This is a genomic window from Luteimonas sp. e5, from assembly GCF_054031035.1.
Window position 1 is genome coordinate 367735 of record NZ_JBSTRX010000003.1, and the last position, 18175, is coordinate 385909.

The following is an 18175-nucleotide window of genomic DNA, read 5'->3' on the forward strand; positions in this document are numbered from 1 at the left end:
GCGCCCGCCATCCGCGACTGCAGCGGGCGGCGGCTTCCCCTACACTCGGCGCATCATGCCGTTGATCCTGATCGCCGACGACCATCCGCTGTTCCGCGAGGCACTGCGCGGCGCGATCAGCCGGCTGCTGGCCGACCACGAGATCCGCGAAGCCGAGGACGCCGACGGCCTGTACGCGATGGTCGAGGCGGCGCCGGATGCCGATCTGCTGCTGCTGGATCTGAACATGCCGGGCGTGCACGGGCTTTCGGCGCTGGTGCACCTGCGCGCGCAGCATCCGCAGCTGCCGATCGTGATGGTGTCGGCACGCGAAGAACCGGCGCTGATGCGACGTGCGCTGGACCATGGCGCGATGGGCTTCATCCCCAAATCGGCCGATGCCGTGAGCATCGGCGAGGCGCTGCGCCAGGTGCTGGATGGCGAGCGCTGGGTGCCGCCACAGGCGGCGCAGCTGGCGCCCGCCGGCGACGAGGACGAACGCGAGATCGCGCGTCGCGTGGCCGAGCTGACCCCGCAGCAGTTCCGCGTGCTGCAGATGCTGTGCACCGGCCTTCTGAACAAGCAGATTGCCTGGGAGCTGGGCGTGTCCGAAGCCACCATCAAGGCACACATGACCGCGATCCTGCGCAAGCTCGGCGCGCACAACCGCACCCAGGCGGTGCTGCTGGCCAGCCGCCTGGCGGTGGACCCGGACAGCGTGCAGGCGCCGCCCGAGGACGAATGAGGTCGCCCGAATGAGCGTGCTGTCGCGCCTGTTCGCGCGCCCTGCACAACGCAGTGAAGCGCAGCATCTGGCACTGCGGCTGGAGGATGGACGCGAGGTCGACGTGCGCCTTATCCGCCATGCCCGTGCCCGTCATCTGCGGCTGGCGGTGGATGAGCGCGGCCCGCGCCTGACCCTCCCGCCCCGCGGCAGTGAACGCGCGGCACTGGCCTTCCTGCACGGCCATCGCGACTGGCTGCTGACGCAGCTGCGGCAGCTGGAGGTGGACGGCGGCGGCACGCTGCAGGCCGGCATCACCACGCAGCTGCATTGGCGTGGCAAGGATTGGCCGCTGCATTGGCGCGACGGCCGCAGCACCCGCCTGCAGCTGGAGGGCGATGCGCTGTGCTTCGAGCTGCGCGGCGGGGTTGCCGGCGCGCAGGCATTGCCGGCGAGCCGCCTGCGCCGCGCGCTGCACGATTTCTGTCGCGCCGGCATGCGCGCGGACATCGGCCGCTGGCTGCCGGAACTGTTGCCGGGCCTGCCGCAGCCGCCAAGCCGGTTGGTGATCAAGCCGATGACCTCGCAATGGGGCTCGCTGTCACCGGCCGGCGTGGTCGCGCTGGACCTGTCGCTGGCACTGGCACAGCCCTCGGCACTGCATTACGTGCTGGTGCACGAGCTGTGTCATCTGCTCCATCGCGACCACTCACCGGCGTTCTGGCGTGAAGTCGCCGCGCGCCGCCCCGACTGGCGGGACGAGCGCGACTACCTGCACCGCGAAGGTCGCCGGATCAAGGCGCGCCTGCACCGGCTCGCCGGCTGAGCCGGCTCAGGTCTGTTGCGCGGCAAGAAACGCGCGCAACGAAGCCGGGCGCACCGGCTTGGTCAGCACCACCACCGCGCGCGCCTTGGCTTGCTGCTTGATCGCATCGCTGCCATCGCCGGTCAGCAAGGCGGCCGGCAGCGCCCGCCCGGCGGCTTCGCGCAGCGTGTCGATCAGTTCCAGCCCGTGCAGGCGGTCGTGCAAGTGGTAATCGACCAGCAGCACCTGCGGTGCTTCGCGGCCGAGCAGGGCCATGGCGCCGTCCACGTCGGACGCCAGATGGGCCTGCACCTGCCAGCGTGCCAGCAGCGCGCGCATGCCATCGAGGATGTCCGGGTCGTTGTCCACGCACAACACGCGCATGCCGGCCAGGCCCTGATCCAGCGCCGCCGGCGGCGGCGCACCCGACGCTGGCACTGCTGCCAGCGCCGCGCCGCGCGGCACCAAGATCGCGAACATGCTGCCGCGACCGATGCGCGAGCGCACTTCGAGACGGTGGTCGAGGGTGCGTGCGATGCGCTGGCAGATCGACAAGCCCAGGCCCAGCCCGCGCTCGCCCTGTCCCGGCAGGGCGAAACGACGGAACTCCTCGAAGATTTCCTGCAGATGGTTCGGATGGATGCCCGGCCCGGTATCCCACACCTGCAGCGCAACCTCCGCACCACGTCGGCGCAACGCCAGCAGCACGCCGCCTTCGCGGGTGTAGCGCATGGCGTTGGCGATGAAGTTCTGCAACGCGCGGCGCAGCAGGCGGCGATCACTGCGCACGATGCATTCCCGCGGCGTGCGCACGCGCAGGGCCAGGCCGCGCTGGCGGGCGATCGGCGCATATTGCGCGGCCAGCTCGTGCAGCAATTCGCCGGCATCGAACAGGGCAAGCTCGGGCTTGAGCTCGTTGGCATCCAGCCGCGAGATGTCGAGCAGGCCCTCGAGCAGGTCCTCGGCCGCGCGCAGCGACGCATCCACGCGCTCACCCAGATGCCGCGCTTCGTCGCCATCGCCGCTTTCGCGCAATGCACTGGTGAACAGGCGCGCGGCATTCAGCGGCTGCAGCAGGTCGTGGCTGACCGCGGTCAGGAAGCGTGCCTTGGATTGCTGCGCGGCCTCGGCCTCGCGCGTGCGCAACTCCACGCGCTGCTCCAGCGTTTCGTTGGCCTCGCGCAACGCCTGTTCCACCTGCTTGTAGGCGGTCACGTCGCTGAAGGTGGTGACGTAACCGCCGCCGGGCAGCGGGCGTCCGCGCATCTCGATGACTTGGCCGCTGGCGCGCACGCGCTCGAACACATGCGGTGCGCCTGCACGCAGATGCGCGGTGCGGCGCTCGATATGCGCTTCGATGTCGCCCTCGCCCATCTCGCCGTTCTCGGCATTCCAGCGCAACAGGTCGGCGATCGGCCGGCCGACGTAGAGCATGCCGTCGGGATAGCCGAACATTTCCTGGTATTGCCGGTTCCAGGTCACCAGCCGCAGATCGGCATCGATCACGCTCACGCCCTGGGCGATGTTTTCCAGCGTGGTCATCAGCACCTGGCGGTTGAAACGCATCTCCTGCCCGGCCTGGTCGAGCATCTCCACCACGTCGCCCAGCGCCATGCCCGAGCCGCGCAGCGCACTGGTCAACATGAGCCGTGCGGAGTCGGCACCGATCGCCGAGGCCAACAGGCGCTCGGTGTATTGCATCAGCGCACGGTCGGCAATTTCGTCCGGACGCCATGGCTCGTCCTCGGGGCCACGGTAACGGGCGAAGGCACGCCGCGCGGTGCGCTCGCCGACGATGCGCTCGGCCAATGCCAGAAGGTCGCTGCCGCGCAGGTTGCCGGCAAGGCCACCGGCATCCTGCGGCGCGCGCTGGGCATAGGGTTCGAGGAACGGCTGCGCCAGCAGCTGTTCGCGCAGACGCGGGCGCCGGCGCAGCGACACCGTGACCAGCACCAGCACGTTGGCCAGCAGGGACCAGAACACGCCATGGCTGAGCGCATCCCAGCCGGACATGCCGAGCAGCCCCTCCGGGCGCAGCCAGCCGATGCCACCGGGACCATGCTCCAGCCAATCTTCCAGGTGCAGCCACTCGCTGTGCACCAGCGAGGGCAGGAACAGGGTGTAGGCCCAGACCAGCGCGCCGGTCAGGGTGCCGGCCATGGCGCCCTGGCGACTCGCGCCGCGCCAGTACAGGCCGGCGAAGAGCGCCGGCGCGAACTGCGCCACCGCGGCAAACGCCAGCAGGCCGTACTCGGCCAGACTGCCGTGACCACGCACCACGCGCTGGTAGCCGAAGGCGAACAGCGCCAGCGCGATGATGGTGGCGCGGCGCACCCACAGCAGACGTCCGGCGATCACCGTCTCGCCCACCGCCGCGCCACGCAGGCGCAGCATCACCGGCATCACCAGGTCGTTGCTGACCATGGTCGCCAGCGCGATGCTGGCCATGATCACCATGCCGGTGGCGGCGGAAAACCCGCCGAGGTAGGCCGCCAGCGCCAGCCACTCCTGATCGAAGTGCAACGGCAGCGCCAGCACGTAGCTGTCGGGCGACACCCCGGTGCCGGCGAACAGCGCCACGCAGGCAATGCTCAGCGGCACCACCAGCAACGAGAACAGCAGCAGGTAGCCGCCGAACATCCAGCGCGCCGGGCGCAGGTCGCGCACGTCGAGGCATTCCACCACCGCGACATGGAACTGGCGCGGCAGGCAGACGATGGCAAGAAACGCGACCAGGGTCTGCGTGACCACGCTGCCGGGCAAGGGCTGCGCGAACATCGCGCGCCCGGCGTCGAGCAGCGGCAGCGCCTGCGGCCCGCGCAGCTGCCACAGCGCGAACAGGCCAAGCGCAATGAAAGCCAGCAGCTTGAGCAGCGACTCCATCGCCACCGCCAGCATCATGCCGCGGTGGTGTTCGGTGGCATCGGTGCGGCGGGTGCCGAACAGGATCGCGAACAGCGCCAGCGACAGCGCCACGTACAGCGCCGGATCGGCCAGCACGCGCTCGCCGGCGGGCGCATCCAGCAACACGCCCACGCTCATCGCCACCGCCTGGTACTGCAGGCTGAGATAGGGCACTGCGGCGACCAGTGCCACCGAGGTGACCAGCGCCGCCAGCCCCGGCACGCGGCCATAACGCGAGGACAGGAAATCGGCGATGGAGACGATGCGCTGCTCGTCGCTGATCAGGATCAGCCGCTCCAGGATGCGCCAACCGAAGATCAGCAACAGCACCGGGCCCAGATAAATCGGCAGGAAGCCCAGCCCGGTGCGCGCCGCGGTGCCGACGGCACCGAAGAAGGTCCACGACGAGCAATACACCGCCAGCGCCAGCGCATACACCGCCGGCCGCAGCCACGGAAAACGCGCCGGCAGCGGATGGCGCTCGCCCCAGCTGGCCACGCCGAACAGCAGGCCGACATAGGCGATGGAAACCAGCAGCAGCGACCAGCTCGAGATCATCCGCGCGCCTGTCCTGGGTGGATGCTCCGAGTGTAGGCGAGCGCACCACCACGGCCAAAGTCGAACATACACGCGTCAGCGGGACTGCGAGAATGACCTCAATCCCGATGCCCGTGGCGCCATGGAACCCGTTCCCGGCCTCGACCTGTCGCAACCGCCGTTCGACCTGCTCGACGAAGCCGGACGCACGCTGCTGACCGCCAGCGTCGACCTCGCCTTCCATTCCGCCGGCGAGTTGCTGCTCGAGGCCGGCAATCCTTCGCCGCATGCGGTGGTGATCCTCAAGGGCCGCATCTGCGCATTCGAGCGTGACGCCGAGGGCCGCGAATCACGCTTCGGCGATTACGGGCCCGGCGACGTGTTCGGCGCCTGGGCGGTGATGGCCGGCCGCGCGCGCCACAGCTACCGCAGCGAAAGCGATTGCCTGCTGTTCCTGATTCCGGCCGCCAGCTTCCGCCGCCTGCTGGCCGACAATCCCGCGTTCGCCGCCTACTTCAGCGAGGGCCTCAGCGCCAAGGGCCGGCTTGCCGCGCTCGAGCGCGGCCGCGATTCGGAGCTGGCCGAACTGATGGTGACCCGCGTCGGCGACGCGCAACTGGCACCGGCCGAACGCATCGACGCGGCCACCAGCATCCGCGAGGCCAGCCAGCGCCTGCGCGAGAAACGGGTGGACTGCCTGCTGGTCGAGGACGCTGCCGAAGACACACCGGGCATCGTCACCCGCACCGACCTGCTGGAAGCGCTCAGCCATCGCCTGCTGCCACTGGAGGCACCGGTCGGCCCGCTCGCCAGCCGGCCACTGGTCAGCCTCGGTCGCGAGGACATGCTGTTCCAGGCGCTGGTGGTGATGACCGAGCGCCAGATCGAGCGCGTGGCGGTGGCCGAGGGCAGGCAGATCATCGGCACCCTCGGCATGGCCGAGGTGCTGGCGCATTACGCCAGCCACTCGCATCTGATCAACCTGCGCCTGGCGCGCGCGCAAAGCCTCGCCGAGATCGCCGAGGCGGCACGCGAAATGCCGCGCCTGATCCGCACCCTGAGCGCCCAGGGCGCGCGCATTCCGAACCTGATGCAGCTGGTCAGCGCACTCAACAGCCGCATCATGCGCGGCATTTTCGAACTGCTGCTGCCGGCCGAACTGCGGCAACGCGTGTGCCTGCTGGTGATGGGCAGCGAGGGCCGTCGCGAACAGTTGCTGAAGACCGACCAGGACAACGCGCTGGTGATGGCCGACGACATCGACGCCGCGGACGAGGCGGCGATTGCCGAGGCCATGCAACGCTTCGCCGCCGCGCTGGGCGAAGTCGGCTACCCGCCCTGCCGCGGCGGGGTGATGGCGAGCAACCCGCATTGGCGCATGCGCCAGTCCGAATGGCGTCAGCGCATCGACCGCTGGCGTTTCCTGCATACCGGCGAAGCCGCGCTCGATCTCGCGATCGCGCTCGATGCGCGCCCGGTCGCCGGCAATCGTGCCCTGTTCGCCCCGGTGGACGCGGCCCTGATGGCATTGGGCGGCGACGAGCGCCTGCTCAATCAACTGGCCGCCGCGGTGCTGCAATTCGATACCCCGCTGACCCTGCTTGGCCAGGTACGCGGCGATGCGCAGGGCACCGACCTGAAGAAGGGCGGCATTTTCCCGGTGGTGCATGGCCTGCGCTGCCTGGCGCTGCGCCACGGCATCAGCGAGCGCAACAGCTTCGAGCGTTGCCGGCAGCTGCTCGATGGCGGCCTGCTGCCGGCGGAACTGGGCCGCGACCTGCCGCAGGCACTGGCCGCGTTCCAGCGCCTGCGGCTGGATGCGCAACTGGAGGCGATCGATGCCGGGCGCACGCCCGACGACTTCATCCAGGCCGAACGCCTGCGCCGGCTGGATCGCGAGCTGCTGCGCGATGCCCTGCGCGTGGTGCGCGACTTCCGCGGCCTGATCAAGACCCGCTTCCACCTGCGCGAATGAGCACCGCCACCGCCCTGCGCCGCTGGTGGACGCGCCGACGCCATGGCGAGGGCGAATGGCGCGCATTGACCGCGCCGGCGCCGCAGCACGAATGGGTCAGTCTGGACCTCGAAACCACGGGCCTGGATCCCGCGCGCGATCACATCCTCAGCCTCGCAGCGGTGCCGTTGCGCGAGGGGCGCGTGTGCCTGTCCGAGCGCTTCACCCGGCGCATCCGGCCGGAGCGCGAATTCGGCATCGATTCCATCCGCCACCACCACATCACCCCGCAGGAGGCCGCCAGCGGCATCGGCGTGACCCGCGCGGTGCGCGAATTCCTGCACTGGCTGGGGCCACGCCCGCTGCTCGGCTACTACCTCGATTTCGACCTGCGCATGCTGGCCCCGCATGTGCGCGCGGTCTGCGGCTTCACCCTGCCCAACCGCCGCTTCGATCTTGCCGACGCGGTGCAGGCGGCGCAGTTGCGGCGGCGCCCGGATGCCCCGCCCAACCTCGACTTCCACCACATCGCACATACCCTCGGTGTGCCGGTACTGGGCCGGCACAGCGCGCTGGGGGATGCCACCACGGTGGCCATGTGCTGGCTGGCGCTGCAGGAAAAGGGCTGGCACCCGGCGGACTGAGCAGGCGCACGCACGCCGCCAGCCCGCGCAGGGCAAAACAAAACCCGCCGGTTTGCGGCGGGTTTCGTCGAAGCGGCAAGCAGCGAAGGCGCTTACTTGATCTTGCCTTCCTTGTAGATCACGTGCTTGCGCACCACCGGGTCGTACTTCTTCATTTCCATCTTGCCCGGGGTGTTCTTCTTGTTCTTGTCGGTGGTGTAGAAGTGACCCGTTCCTTCCGAGGAAATCAGGCGGATCTTGTCGCGCTTGGAGGGCATGGTCGGGACTCCTTAGATCTTTTCGCCACGGGCACGCAGGTCGGCCAGCACGGCGTCGATGCCGTTCTTGTCGATGGTGCGCAGGGCCTTGGTGGAAACGCGCAGCTTCACCCAGCGGTTCTCCGAAGCCACCCAGAAGCGGCGTTCGTGGAGATTGGGCATGAAACGGCGGCGGGTCTTGTTCATCGCGTGCGAGACGTTGTTACCCGTCACGGTACGCTTGCCGGTTACTTGGCATTGGCGGGACATGAGCACCTCTCGTGTGTCCGTGGGTGCCACCCGTGGCCCGGGCGGCGGCGGCCCCGGCGCGCCTTGCGGCGGCCACGCGATGCGGGCATCGATCCTGCGGGCCGGAATCGCGTTTCCGGCACGGCCTGCCGTCGGGCGGGCGCAGGGAGCCGAGCATGATGCGACAGATCCGGCCGCGATGCAAGCCCGGCAGCGGCGGGGACGCCCGGCGCGGCTGCCTCAGCCGCCGCCGGCCTTCTCGCGCGCGATGAAGCTGCGGATCTCGCTCTCCAGCAACGGCAGCGGCACCGAACCCTGTGCCAGCACCGCGTCATGGAAGCGGCGCGGGTCGAACTTCGCGCCCAGCTCGCGCTCGGCTTCGCGGCGCAGGTTCATGATCGCGATCTCGCCGAGCTTGTAGGACAGCGCCTGCGCCGGCCAGGAGATGTAACGATCGACCTCGGTGGTGACCTCGTGCTCGGACAGCGCGGTGTTCTCGCGCAGGTAGGCGATCGCCTGCTCGCGGCTCCAGCCCTTGTGGTGCACGCCGGTATCGATCACCAGCCGCGCCGCACGCCACATCGCGTAGGTCAGGCGGCCGAAGTCCTCGTACGGCGTTTCATAGATGCCCATTTCCTTGCCCAGCCATTCCGAATACAGGCCCCAGCCCTCGCCGTAGGCGCTGATGTATTCGCGGCGAAAGCCCGGCATCTCGCCCATTTCCATCACCAGCGAACCCTGCAGCGAATGCCCGGGTGCGGATTCGTGCAGGGTCAGCGCCGGCAGGTTGTACAGCGGCCGCGAAGGCAAGTCATACGTGTTGAGCCAGTAGGTGCTGGCACCGCCGCGGCCCGCAGTCCAGAACGGGGCGATGTCCGGCGGCACTTCGACGATGGCGAAGCGGTTGCGCGGCAGCTTGCCGATGATCTTGCCGATCTCGCCATCCACGCGCTTGCTGATCCACGCCGCGCGATCGAGCAGCGCCTGCGGCGTGTCCACGTAGAACTGCTTGTCGGTGCGCAGGAAGGCGAGGAAATCCTGGAAGCGGGTCTGCGGCGAATTCCCCTTGAATCCGACCTGCTCGATGATCGCGTCCATCTCGGCGCGGATCTGCGCGACTTCCTTGAGGCCGATCTGGTGAATCGCCTCGGGCTCGAGGTCGAGCGTGGTGTAGTGGCGGATCTGCTGGCGGTACCAGGCCACGCCATCGGGCATCGCCTCGGCGGCCAGCGTGGTGCGCGCCTGCGGCACGTATTCGTTGCGGAAGAAGGCCAGCAGCTCCGCATAGGCCGGGATCACCGCCTCGGACAGCGCGCGTCGCCCCTCCTCGCGCAACGCCTGCTGCTCGGCCGCGGGGATCGACACCGGCATGCGCTTGAACGGGCGATACAGCGCGGCCTGCTCCACATCGCGCAACTCCGCCACCTGCGCGATCGAGGCATCGCGCCCGTCCAGCGTGGCACGCGGCACCGAGAACCCGCGCGCGAGCCCGGCGCGCATGTTGCCGATGTGCTGCTGGAAATAGCGCGGCACATCACGCAGCAGCGCGATGTAATCGCGGTAATGCTGCGCGCTGCGCAATTCCTGCTGGCCCATGAAGCCGAGCCACGACCAGAACGAGGAATCGGCGTTGAACGGCATCTCGTGGTCGCGGAAACGCGCGCCGGCGGCAAGGTTCTCCACCTGCGGCCGATAGACCAGGTAATGGATGCGGTTCTCCGCGCCGAGCCGCGCCGGGTCGATCCGCTCCAGCTCGGCCAGCACGCCCTCCCATACCTTGAGCCGGCGTGCCTGTGCCTGTGGCGAGACATCCGGCAGCCGCAGGCGCAGGCCGCTCGCATCCTCGCCATCGACCTGGCCGTTCTCGGCCTGGCGCCAGGCCCATTCGCGCTCCCAGATGGCACGGAAGCGGGCGTCGGCGGCGGATTCGGCGGCGCGCGCAGGCTGCGCCTGCGGCACAGGCGGCGCCGCCTGCAGGGACGCGCTCCACGGCAGGGCAAGCAGACAGGCGAGCAGCAACGGGGTACGGGTCATGGCGGCATCGGGTTGCGGACGTGCCCCGATGCTAACCCTTCATGCCGCTGCCGGCTGCCCGCGGCCGCCTTCAATCGTGGTCGTGGTCGTGGTCGCGGTCGCGCCGCCAGCCGCGGTGGCGGATGTCCAGCCACAGGCTGTAGCCGGCGGTGAAAGTGGGAAACAGGTTCTGCAGGATGCCGACCGAATCGTTCTTGCCGAACACGAAATAGGCCAGCGTCATCAGGCTGCCGAGGATGCTCATGTACCAGAACATGCGCGGGATCACCGGGCGGCCGGCGCGGCGGCTGGCGATGAACTGCACCAGCCAGCGGCTGCCGAACATCAGCGCGCCGATCCAGCCGATCAGCTTCCACGGACTCATGTGCACCCCGGTCCATTCCAGCCAGCTGATCGGGGCATGCATGAAGGAAACGGGGTCGGGGCTGATCACGGGCTCGGTTCCGGGTGCAAACAGGGAGGGTGGATGCGCTCAACCATCGTCGCGCGGAATGATTTCCTCGATGTCGGTCCTGCGCTGCCGTGCGATCAGCCAGGACACGCCCAGCAGGTCGCGCACGCCGACCAGCGCGCGGCCGAGATTGGTGTACTTGGACACGCCACTGCTGCGTGCGCGATGGTTGACCGGCACGCTGAGCGTGCGCCAGCCGGCACGCTGCATCAGCGCCGGCAGGTAGCGGTGCATGTGGTCGAAATACGGCAGCTCGAGGAAGGCGGCGCGTTCGAACAGCTTGATGCCGCAGCCGGTGTCGGGGGTGGCATCGCCAAGCATGCGCGCACGGATCGCATTGGCCCATTTCGAGGCCCAGCGCTTGCTGCCCGAATCGCGGCGCTCTACCCGCCAGCCGGCGAACATGCGCACCGCCTCGTCGGCCTTGTCGCGCTCGGCCAGGAGGCGCGGGATGTCCGCCGGATCATTCTGCCCATCCCCATCCAGGGTCGCGATCCACGGCGCGCGCGCGGCCTCGACGCCGTGGCGGATCGCTGCGCTCTGTCCGCTGTTGGCGAGGTGGCGGATCACCCGCAGCTCCGGCGTGTGCGCCTGCAACGCGCGCAGCCGCTGCAGGCTGCCGTCGCGCGAGGCGTCATCCACGTACACGATCTCGAACGCAAGCCGGCCGCGCAGCGTGGCCACGATTTCTTCCACCAACGGGGCGATGTTGTCTTCCTCGTTGTAGACCGGCACCACCACCGACAACTGCGGCAGCTCACTCACACGGCATCTCCGTAATAGGCGCGGCACCATTCGACCACTGCCGGCATGCCGTGTTCAATCCCGATCCCGGGTGCGAAGCCGAAGGCCTCGCGGGCGCGCTCGATGTCGGCCATGGTCTCGAGCATGTCGCCCGGCTGCATCGGACGGTAGAAGCGCTCGACACGGCGCCCGGCGGCGGCCTCGATCACCTCGATGAAGTGCTCCAGCGGCACCGGCACGTGATGACCGAGGTTGAACACCCGATGCGGCGGGACAAGTCCGTCCGGCGGCGCATCCAGTGCGCCGAGCACGCCGGCGACGATGTCGTCGACATGGGTGAAGTCGCGGCGCATGCGGCCATGGTTGAACACCTCGATCGGGCGACCGGCCAGCGCCGCACGCGAGAACAGCAACGGCGCCATGTCCGGCCGGCCCCACGGCCCGTACACGGTGAAGAAGCGCAAACCGGTGGCGGCCAGGCCATGCACGCTGGCCTGGCTGTAGGCCATCGCCTCGTTGGCGACCTTGGTCGCGGCATACAGCGAGCGCGGGCGATCGATGCGCTGCGCCTCGGAAAATGGCGGGCTGGCGGCATCGCCGTATACCGAGGACGAGCTGGCATAAACCAGATGCGCCACCGCGTGCCGCCGGCATTGCTCGAGCACGTGGCCGAAGCCGACCAGATTGCTCTGCACGTAGTCCTCGGGATGGGTCAGCGAGTGGCGCACCCCGGCCTGTGCGGCGAGGTGGATCACGCGCGCGGGCTTCACTTCCTCGAACAGGGCAGCCAGCGCCTGGCCATCGGCGATGTCGAGCACGCGGATGTCGGCCTGCGCGCACAGTGCGGCGACGCGATCGCGCTTGAGTTGCGGCGGGTAGTACGCGTTGTAGCTGTCCACGCCGAGCACGTGCTCGCCGCGCGCGAGCAGCGCGCGCATCACGTACGCACCGATGAAGCCGGCGGCGCCGGTGAGCAGAATCGGGCCAGAGTTCATGCGTGGATTATCGCGCCTTGTCGTGGCCGGCGAATGCCTGCGCACGTGCCTGCGCCGGCCTCAGGGCGCCTTGCGCAAGCGCTCCAGCACGCCGTCCAGCGCATCCAGTGAACCGTAGTGGATCACCAGCTTGCCGCGGCCACCGCGTCCATGCTGCACCGCGACCTTGCTGGCGAGCAGTTCCGAAAGCTCGTTCTCCAGTGCCGCGATATCGGCCGATGGCAGCACACGGCTGCGCTTCCTCGTCGTGCCGGTGGGCAACGTGCCGGCGGCCAGTTGCTGAACGCGATGTTCCACTTCGCGCACGCTCCAGCCTTCGTCGGCCGCCTGCCGCGCCAGCGCGATCGCCGCCTGCGGGGTCAGCGACAGCAGGGCGCGGGCATGCCCCATCTCGATCGCCCGGGCCTGCACCAGGGCGCGGATTTCCTCCGGCAGCTCCAGCAGTCGCAGCAGGTTGGACACCGCCGCGCGCGAGCGCCCCACCGCCTCCGCCGCCTGCGCGTGGGTCAGGTCGAATTCGTCGATCAGGCGCTGCAGGGCCTGCGCCTCTTCCAGCGGATTGAGGTCCTCGCGCTGGATGTTCTCGATCAGCGCCATGGCGACCACGGTGCGGTCGTCCAGCTCGCGTACCACCGCCGGGATTTCGGTCAGGCCGGCGAGGCGACTGGCGCGCCAGCGGCGTTCGCCGGCCACGATCTCGTACTTGTCCTTACCGATCGCGCGCACCACCACCGGCTGCACCACGCCCTGCGCCTTGATCGATTCGGCCAGCTCCGCCAGCTTGGCATCATCCATGGTCTGCCGCGGCTGGTACTTGCCCGGCTGCAAGTGCTTCAGCGGCAACCGCTTGAGCCGGTCGCCGGGCTGCGCCTCCAGTGCTTCGCGCGGCGCAGCGGCATTCGGCCCGAGCAGCGCGTCAAGTCCGCGGCCCAGCCCACGCTTGCGTGCCGCCGCCTTGGCGGGTGCCTTCTTGACCGGGGGCTTGGCGGCGGGACTCATGCGGCATGCTCCTTGGCTTCACTGGCCGTGCGTTCACGCTGGCGGCGCAGCACTTCGCCGGCCAGCCCGAGGTAGGCCACGCCGCCACGCGAGGCGCGGTCGTAGCTGACGATGCTCTGCCCGTGGCTGGGTGCTTCGGCCACGCGCACATTGCGCGGGATGATGGTGCGGAAGACCTGCTCGCCGAAGTGCTGCACCAGCTCGGCCGACACCGCATTGGACAGGTTGTTGCGCACATCGAACATGGTGCGCAGCACGCCCTCGATCTCCAGCTTCGGGTTGAGCCGCTGGCGCAGCGCATCGATGGTGCGCAACAGCGCGGTCAGGCCTTCCAGCGCGTAGTACTCGCACTGCATCGGCACCAGCACCGAATCGGCCGCGGTCAGTGCATTGAGGGTCAGCAGGGACAGCGCCGGCGGGCAGTCGATGAGGATGAAGTCGTATTCGTCACGCAGGTCTTCCAGCGCGCGCTTGAGCCGCTGCTCGCGGCCCTCCTCGTCCATCAACGCGATCTCGGCTGCGGTGAGGTCGGTATTGCCCGGCATCAGGTCGTAGCCTTCCTCGCTGGCCATGATCGCGGCTGCGGCGCGGATCTCCTCCAGCAGCACGTCGCAGGTGGAATGCGCCACCTCGTGCTTGTCGATGCCGCTGCCCATGGTCGCATTGCCCTGCGAATCGAGGTCGACCAGCAACACGCGACGATTGCTGGCCGCCAGCGCGGCGGCCAGATTGACCGAGGTGGTGGTCTTGCCCACGCCCCCCTTCTGGTTGGCAATCGCGATCACTCGCGCCATGTGCGGGATTCCGTCATCGCGGCCGCCGGTGCGGCCACAGGACGCTCCATTATGCCCGCGCCGTGCCGGGCGTACCCGCAGCGCGTGCCACCACCGCCAGACGCCGGGTCGCGGCCAGGCCCGGCACCTGCAATTCGTGCGTCTCGCGCAGCACCCAGCCCGGTGGCAGCTGCGCGGCCTCGGCCTCGATGCTGCCGGCCTTGAGTGCCAGCAGCACCCCGTCCTCGGCCAGCAGGTGGCCACCGACCTCGATGATCCCGGCCAGCGTCGCCAGCGCGCGCGCGGTGATCGCCGCATAGGCTCCCGGGCGCTGCAGCCGCTCGGCGCGGCATTCGGCCACCTCGGCATTGCTCAGCTGCAAGCGGCGCAACGCCTCGCGCAGGAAGCGCGCCTTCTTGCCGTTGGACTCGACCAGGGTCACCTGGCAGCCCGGCCGCGCAATGGCCAGCGGGATCCCCGGCAGCCCGGGCCCGGTGCCCAGATCAGCCAGCGCGGCATCGGGCACGAAGCGCGCCATCGCCAACGAATCGAGGATGTGGCGGCTGACCATCTCGCGCACGTCGCGCACCGCGGTCAGGTTGTAGGTGGCGTTCCAGCGTTGCAGCAGCGCCAGATACTGCAGAAGCGGGGGCGCCAGCGTGGACGACAGGCCGAGTTCGGCCAGGCCCGAGCGCAGCAGGGGCTCGATGTCGGCTGGCAGGGCATGCGCATTCATGGCGGCAGTATCGCAGCCTGCGGCGCCGGCAGGCGGTGCCAAGCCAGTGCCGCGTGGAAGCCGGGGCGCGGGCTCCATTCATGCAGCTGCCAGTTGCCCGCACAACCAAGCCGCGGGTCGCAGTCCGCCAGCTCCAGGCCGTGCGCACCCTCGATCAGGCGCAGCCGCTGCAGACCGAATGCCAGCCCGCGGCCATAGGCTTTCAGCAGCGCCTCCTTGGCGCACCACAGGCGCAGGAAGGTGCGCTCCGCCTGTTCCTGCGGCAAGCGATCCAGCCACGCGGCTTCATCGGCATGGAAGAAGCGCTGTGCCAGCGCGCGCGCGTTGGGCCGTGGGCGCACATGCTCCAGGTCGCAGCCCAGACGCAGGCCCTCGCCGCCGGCGAGCAGCAGCCAGCCGCCGCTGTGGCTCCAGCCCAGGTCCAATCCGTCCAGCGGTGCCGCCAGGCGCGGGCGACCATGCGCATCGCGCCTGACCGGCACTGCTTCTGCCGCCCGCCCGACGCGTGCGGCGAACCATTCGCGCGCCAGGCGCTCGGCATCCGCGGCCACCGGCAGCGGCAACAGGGCATGGTCGGGTACATCGGGCATCCCTTCAGCTTAGCCGCCCGCGGCACTGGCTAACATGGGCGCCCCGCCGCCCTGATGCCCTGCCCCGGATGAGTGTCGACGCCCCACCCCTGCTGCCCGGTGACGACAATCACCTGCTGTTCTGCGGTCCGCAGGCGATGACCCGTGGCGAGTTCCGCGCACGCGTGGCGGCGCTGGCCATGCGCCTGCCCGCGGCACCGGCGGCGATCAACCTGTGCGAGCGGCGCGACCATTTCATGCTCGGCTTCTGTGCCGCCCTGCTGCGCGGACAGGCCACGCTGATGCCGCCCTCGCGTGCACCCGAAGCCGTTGCCGAAGTCGCCGCTCGCCACCCCGGCAGCCACGTGCTCGGCGATGCCGATGGCGAAGGCGTGTTGCGCGTGGACCTGGCCGGCGGCGAAGCCGACCTGCAGGCTTTTGATTGGCATATCCCCGCACAGCGCGTCGCGCTGATCGCCTACACCTCCGGCTCCACCGGCGCGCCCTCGGCCAATGCCAAGTCGTGGGGTTCGCTGCAGATGACCGATGCCGGCAACCGCCACGCGCTCGGCACGCTGTTCCCGCAGGCTGGCGGCATCCTCGCCACGGTGCCGCCGCAGCACATGTACGGCATGGAGATGTCGGTGCTGATGCCGCTGCTCGGCAGCTGGCAGGTGCATCCGGGGCGGCCGTTCTTCCCTGAGGACATCGTGCGCATGCTGGCCGAAACCACGATGCCGCGCCTGCTGGTGACCACCCCGGTGCATTTGCGCGCGCTGCTGCAGGCCGGCGTCGAGCTGCCGCGGCTGCAGGCCATCGTCACCGCCACCGCGCCCCTGCCGCGCGAACTCGCCATCGCCGCGGAGGCGCGCTTCGGCTGCGAACTGCATGAACTGTTCGGCGCCACCGAAGTCTGCGTGTTCGCCCATCGGCGCAGCGCCCGCGAAACGCATTGGCGGCTGTACCCGGACACCCGGCTGCAGCCGCTGGCCGATGGCACGCGCGTGCATCGCCCCTCGCTGGTGCAGCCCAGGGAGCTTGCCGACATCGTCGGACTGGTCGATTACGGGCGCGGCTTCATCCTGCGCGGACGGCAGTCGGACTTGCTGGAAATCGCCGGCAAGCGCGCCTCGCTGGCGGATCTTGGCCGTCGCCTGCTGGCGATCCCCGGCATCCGCGATGCGGCGATGCTGCAACTGGATGCCGACGACAGCGGCATCGGCCGGCTGCTGGCACTGGTGTTCGCCGATCCCGCGCTGGAGGATGCCGCCATCCTCGCCGCGTTGCGCCGCGGTTGCGACCCGGTATTCCTGCCACGCCGGATCCTGCGCGTGGACGCGCTGCCACGCAACGAAACCGGCAAGCTGCCGCGCGAGGCCCTGCTCGCCCTGGTCGAAACTGCGGAAGCGGCGCAGCCGCCGCGCGCCTGAGCCGCCGCGCGGCGGCATTTTCGTCCTGCAAATCCCGGCATCGGCGTGCATCGAGGCCACATCGATGCGCCATTCACGCTGCATCGCAATATTCACATGATGCGCAACTTGCTGAATTGATTAAGGTTTTCTGATGGCTCTATGACGGTGCCATCACGGACCACTGCGCAGACTGCAGACGCTCCCGGCGACACGGGGAAGCGCCAAACCCAAACTCCCAAAGGTTCGGAGAACTGCATGAACATCATCATCTGGTTGATCGTCGGCGGCCTCATCGGCTGGCTGGCCAGCATCATCATGAAGCGCGACGCGCAACAGGGCATCCTGCTCAACATCATCGTCGGCATCGTCGGCTCCTTCCTTGGTGGCTTCCTGATTGCCCCCTTGCTGGGTTCGGGCACCGCCAACACCGGCGACTTCAGTGTCATGGGCCTCCTGGCTTCGCTGATCGGCGCGATCATCCTGCTCGCGATCGTGAACCTGTTCACCCGCGGGCGCGCGCGCTGAGCGAGGCTCCGCACACCCCGTGCGGCACAGGGACGTGCCGCTCCCGAGGCCCGGCGCATGCCGGGCCTTGTCATTTTCCGCGCCCCGCCTCGGTCTGGCGGTGCATGCACCGCGCTGCGTCGACCTGCCTTCAGGCCTCGAGCCTGACCCAGGCCGGCGCGTGGTCGCTGGGCCGCTCCCAGGTGCGCGGTTCGCGGTCGATGCCGGCCTCGGCCAGCTGCGGCTTTAGTGCCTCGGAAACCAGAGTCAGGTCGATGCGCAGGCCCATGTCGCGGCGGAACGCGGCCTGGCGGTAATCCCACCAGCTGAAGATGCCGCCTTCGTCGGTATGCAGGCGGAAGGCATCGTGCAGACCCAGTGCCTGCAGCCGCTGCAGCGCGGCACGCTCCGCGGTCGAGGTCAGGATGTGGTCCTCGTTCCAGATCGCCGGGTCGTGCACGTCGCGCGCATCCGGCGCGATGTTGAAGTCGCCCATCACCACCATCCGCGGATGGTGCACCAGCTCGGCCTCGATCCACGCATGCACGGCGTCGAGCCAGCGCAGCTTGTAGGCGTACTTGTCGCTGCCCACCGACTGGCCATTGACCACGTACAGATTGACGATGCGGATGCCATCGACGGTGGCCGCGATCACCCGCCGCTGGTCGTCCTCGAAACCGGGGATGCCCATCTGCACGTCGTCGATCTCGCGCCCGCGCGCCAGGATCGCGACCCCGTTGTAGGTCTTCTGCCCGTGGAAGGCGCAGCGGTAGCCGGCCTCGACCAGCGCCTCGGCGGGAAAGCGGTGATCCTCCAGCTTGGTTTCCTGCAGCCCGACCACATCCGGCGCCGCCGCCTGCAGCCATTGCAGCAGATGCGGCAGCCGCACATTGAGTGAATTGACGTTCCAGCTGGCGATTTTCATG

General features: G+C 69.3%; 18 protein-coding genes. 6 read left to right on the forward strand and 12 right to left on the reverse strand.

What is annotated here, in order from left to right; genetic code table 11:
• The first annotated feature begins 55 nt into the window (after positions 1–55).
• Together ACW11F_RS10785 and ACW11F_RS10790 are read left to right on the forward strand one after the other, a co-directional pair.
• A complete protein-coding gene (locus tag ACW11F_RS10785) occupies positions 56–724 on the forward strand; it encodes a response regulator (protein ID WP_456996912.1) in 669 nt (222 codons plus the stop codon).
• Between the two features lie 10 nt (positions 725–734).
• Positions 735–1529, forward strand: a complete 795-nt coding sequence (locus tag ACW11F_RS10790; protein WP_456996913.1) for a M48 family metallopeptidase — start codon at positions 735–737, stop codon at positions 1527–1529.
• A 6-nt stretch (positions 1530–1535) separates the two neighbouring features.
• Here the strand turns inward: ACW11F_RS10790 and ACW11F_RS10795 are convergent, their stop codons facing one another.
• The gene (locus ACW11F_RS10795; protein ID WP_456996914.1) at positions 1536–4970 is read right to left on the reverse strand and encodes a hybrid sensor histidine kinase/response regulator; all 3435 of its coding nucleotides are present in this window, start codon (positions 4968–4970) and stop codon (positions 1536–1538) included.
• Positions 4971–5091: 121 nt separating this feature from the next.
• On the opposite strand from ACW11F_RS10795, the gene ACW11F_RS10800 reads away from it, so the two are divergent.
• Positions 5092–6924, forward strand: a complete 1833-nt coding sequence (locus tag ACW11F_RS10800) for a DUF294 nucleotidyltransferase-like domain-containing protein (RefSeq protein WP_456996916.1) — start codon at positions 5092–5094, stop codon at positions 6922–6924.
• Entirely contained in the window at positions 6921–7547 is a 627-nt protein-coding gene (locus ACW11F_RS10805; RefSeq protein ID WP_456996917.1) for an exonuclease domain-containing protein, read from the forward strand. Before ACW11F_RS10800 ends, ACW11F_RS10805 begins: the two co-directional genes overlap by 4 nt.
• A gap of 92 nt (positions 7548–7639) precedes the next feature.
• Here ACW11F_RS10805 and rpmG read toward each other — a convergent pair whose 3' ends face one another.
• From rpmG to ACW11F_RS10855, 10 genes are all read right to left on the reverse strand, one after another.
• Complete coding sequence (gene rpmG, locus ACW11F_RS10810; RefSeq protein ID WP_076586027.1) at positions 7640–7804, reverse strand: 50S ribosomal protein L33; 165 nt, start codon at positions 7802–7804, stop codon at positions 7640–7642.
• A 12-nt stretch (positions 7805–7816) separates the two neighbouring features.
• Complete coding sequence (gene rpmB / locus ACW11F_RS10815) at positions 7817–8053, reverse strand: 50S ribosomal protein L28 (protein ID WP_112927280.1); 237 nt, start codon at positions 8051–8053, stop codon at positions 7817–7819.
• Between the two features lie 219 nt (positions 8054–8272).
• Positions 8273–10066 carry a DUF885 domain-containing protein gene (locus ACW11F_RS10820; RefSeq protein WP_456996918.1) on the reverse strand — a complete coding sequence of 598 codons (1794 nt, stop codon included), beginning with the start codon at positions 10064–10066 and terminating at the stop codon, positions 8273–8275.
• 70 nt (positions 10067–10136) lie between these two features.
• Complete coding sequence (locus ACW11F_RS10825) at positions 10137–10472, reverse strand: lipid-A-disaccharide synthase N-terminal domain-containing protein (protein WP_456997099.1); 336 nt, start codon at positions 10470–10472, stop codon at positions 10137–10139.
• Positions 10473–10538: 66 nt separating this feature from the next.
• Entirely contained in the window at positions 10539–11312 is a 774-nt protein-coding gene (locus ACW11F_RS10830) for a glycosyltransferase family 2 protein (protein WP_456996919.1), read from the reverse strand.
• Positions 11279–12256: an NAD-dependent epimerase/dehydratase family protein gene (locus ACW11F_RS10835; RefSeq protein ID WP_456996920.1), complete on the reverse strand. Its 978-nt coding sequence runs from the start codon at positions 12254–12256 to the stop codon at positions 11279–11281. The genes ACW11F_RS10830 and ACW11F_RS10835 overlap by 34 nt, the downstream gene beginning before the upstream one ends.
• A 60-nt stretch (positions 12257–12316) precedes the next feature.
• Positions 12317–13255, reverse strand: coding sequence for a ParB/RepB/Spo0J family partition protein (locus ACW11F_RS10840; protein ID WP_456996921.1), 939 nt, complete (start codon positions 13253–13255; stop codon positions 12317–12319).
• Positions 13252–14049: a ParA family protein gene (locus ACW11F_RS10845; RefSeq protein ID WP_456996922.1), complete on the reverse strand. Its 798-nt coding sequence runs from the start codon at positions 14047–14049 to the stop codon at positions 13252–13254. Before ACW11F_RS10845 ends, ACW11F_RS10840 begins: the two co-directional genes overlap by 4 nt.
• Before the next feature lie 49 nt (positions 14050–14098).
• Entirely contained in the window at positions 14099–14764 is a 666-nt protein-coding gene (rsmG, locus tag ACW11F_RS10850; protein ID WP_456996923.1) for a 16S rRNA (guanine(527)-N(7))-methyltransferase RsmG, read from the reverse strand.
• On the reverse strand, positions 14761–15354 hold the full coding sequence (locus ACW11F_RS10855) for a 4'-phosphopantetheinyl transferase family protein (RefSeq protein ID WP_456996924.1): 594 nt from the start codon (positions 15352–15354) through the stop codon (positions 14761–14763). The genes rsmG and ACW11F_RS10855 overlap by 4 nt, the downstream gene beginning before the upstream one ends.
• Positions 15355–15422: 68 nt before the next feature.
• Between ACW11F_RS10855 and ACW11F_RS10860 the strand changes: the two genes are divergently transcribed.
• Complete coding sequence (locus ACW11F_RS10860) at positions 15423–16763, forward strand: AMP-binding protein (protein ID WP_456996925.1); 1341 nt, start codon at positions 15423–15425, stop codon at positions 16761–16763.
• Between the two features lie 237 nt (positions 16764–17000).
• Positions 17001–17270, forward strand: coding sequence for a GlsB/YeaQ/YmgE family stress response membrane protein (locus ACW11F_RS10865; RefSeq protein ID WP_456996926.1), 270 nt, complete (start codon positions 17001–17003; stop codon positions 17268–17270).
• A 130-nt stretch (positions 17271–17400) separates the two neighbouring features.
• Here the strand turns inward: ACW11F_RS10865 and xth are convergent, their stop codons facing one another.
• Positions 17401–18174: an exodeoxyribonuclease III gene (gene xth, locus ACW11F_RS10870; protein ID WP_456996927.1), complete on the reverse strand. Its 774-nt coding sequence runs from the start codon at positions 18172–18174 to the stop codon at positions 17401–17403.
• Between the last annotated feature and the right edge of the window lies 1 nt (position 18175).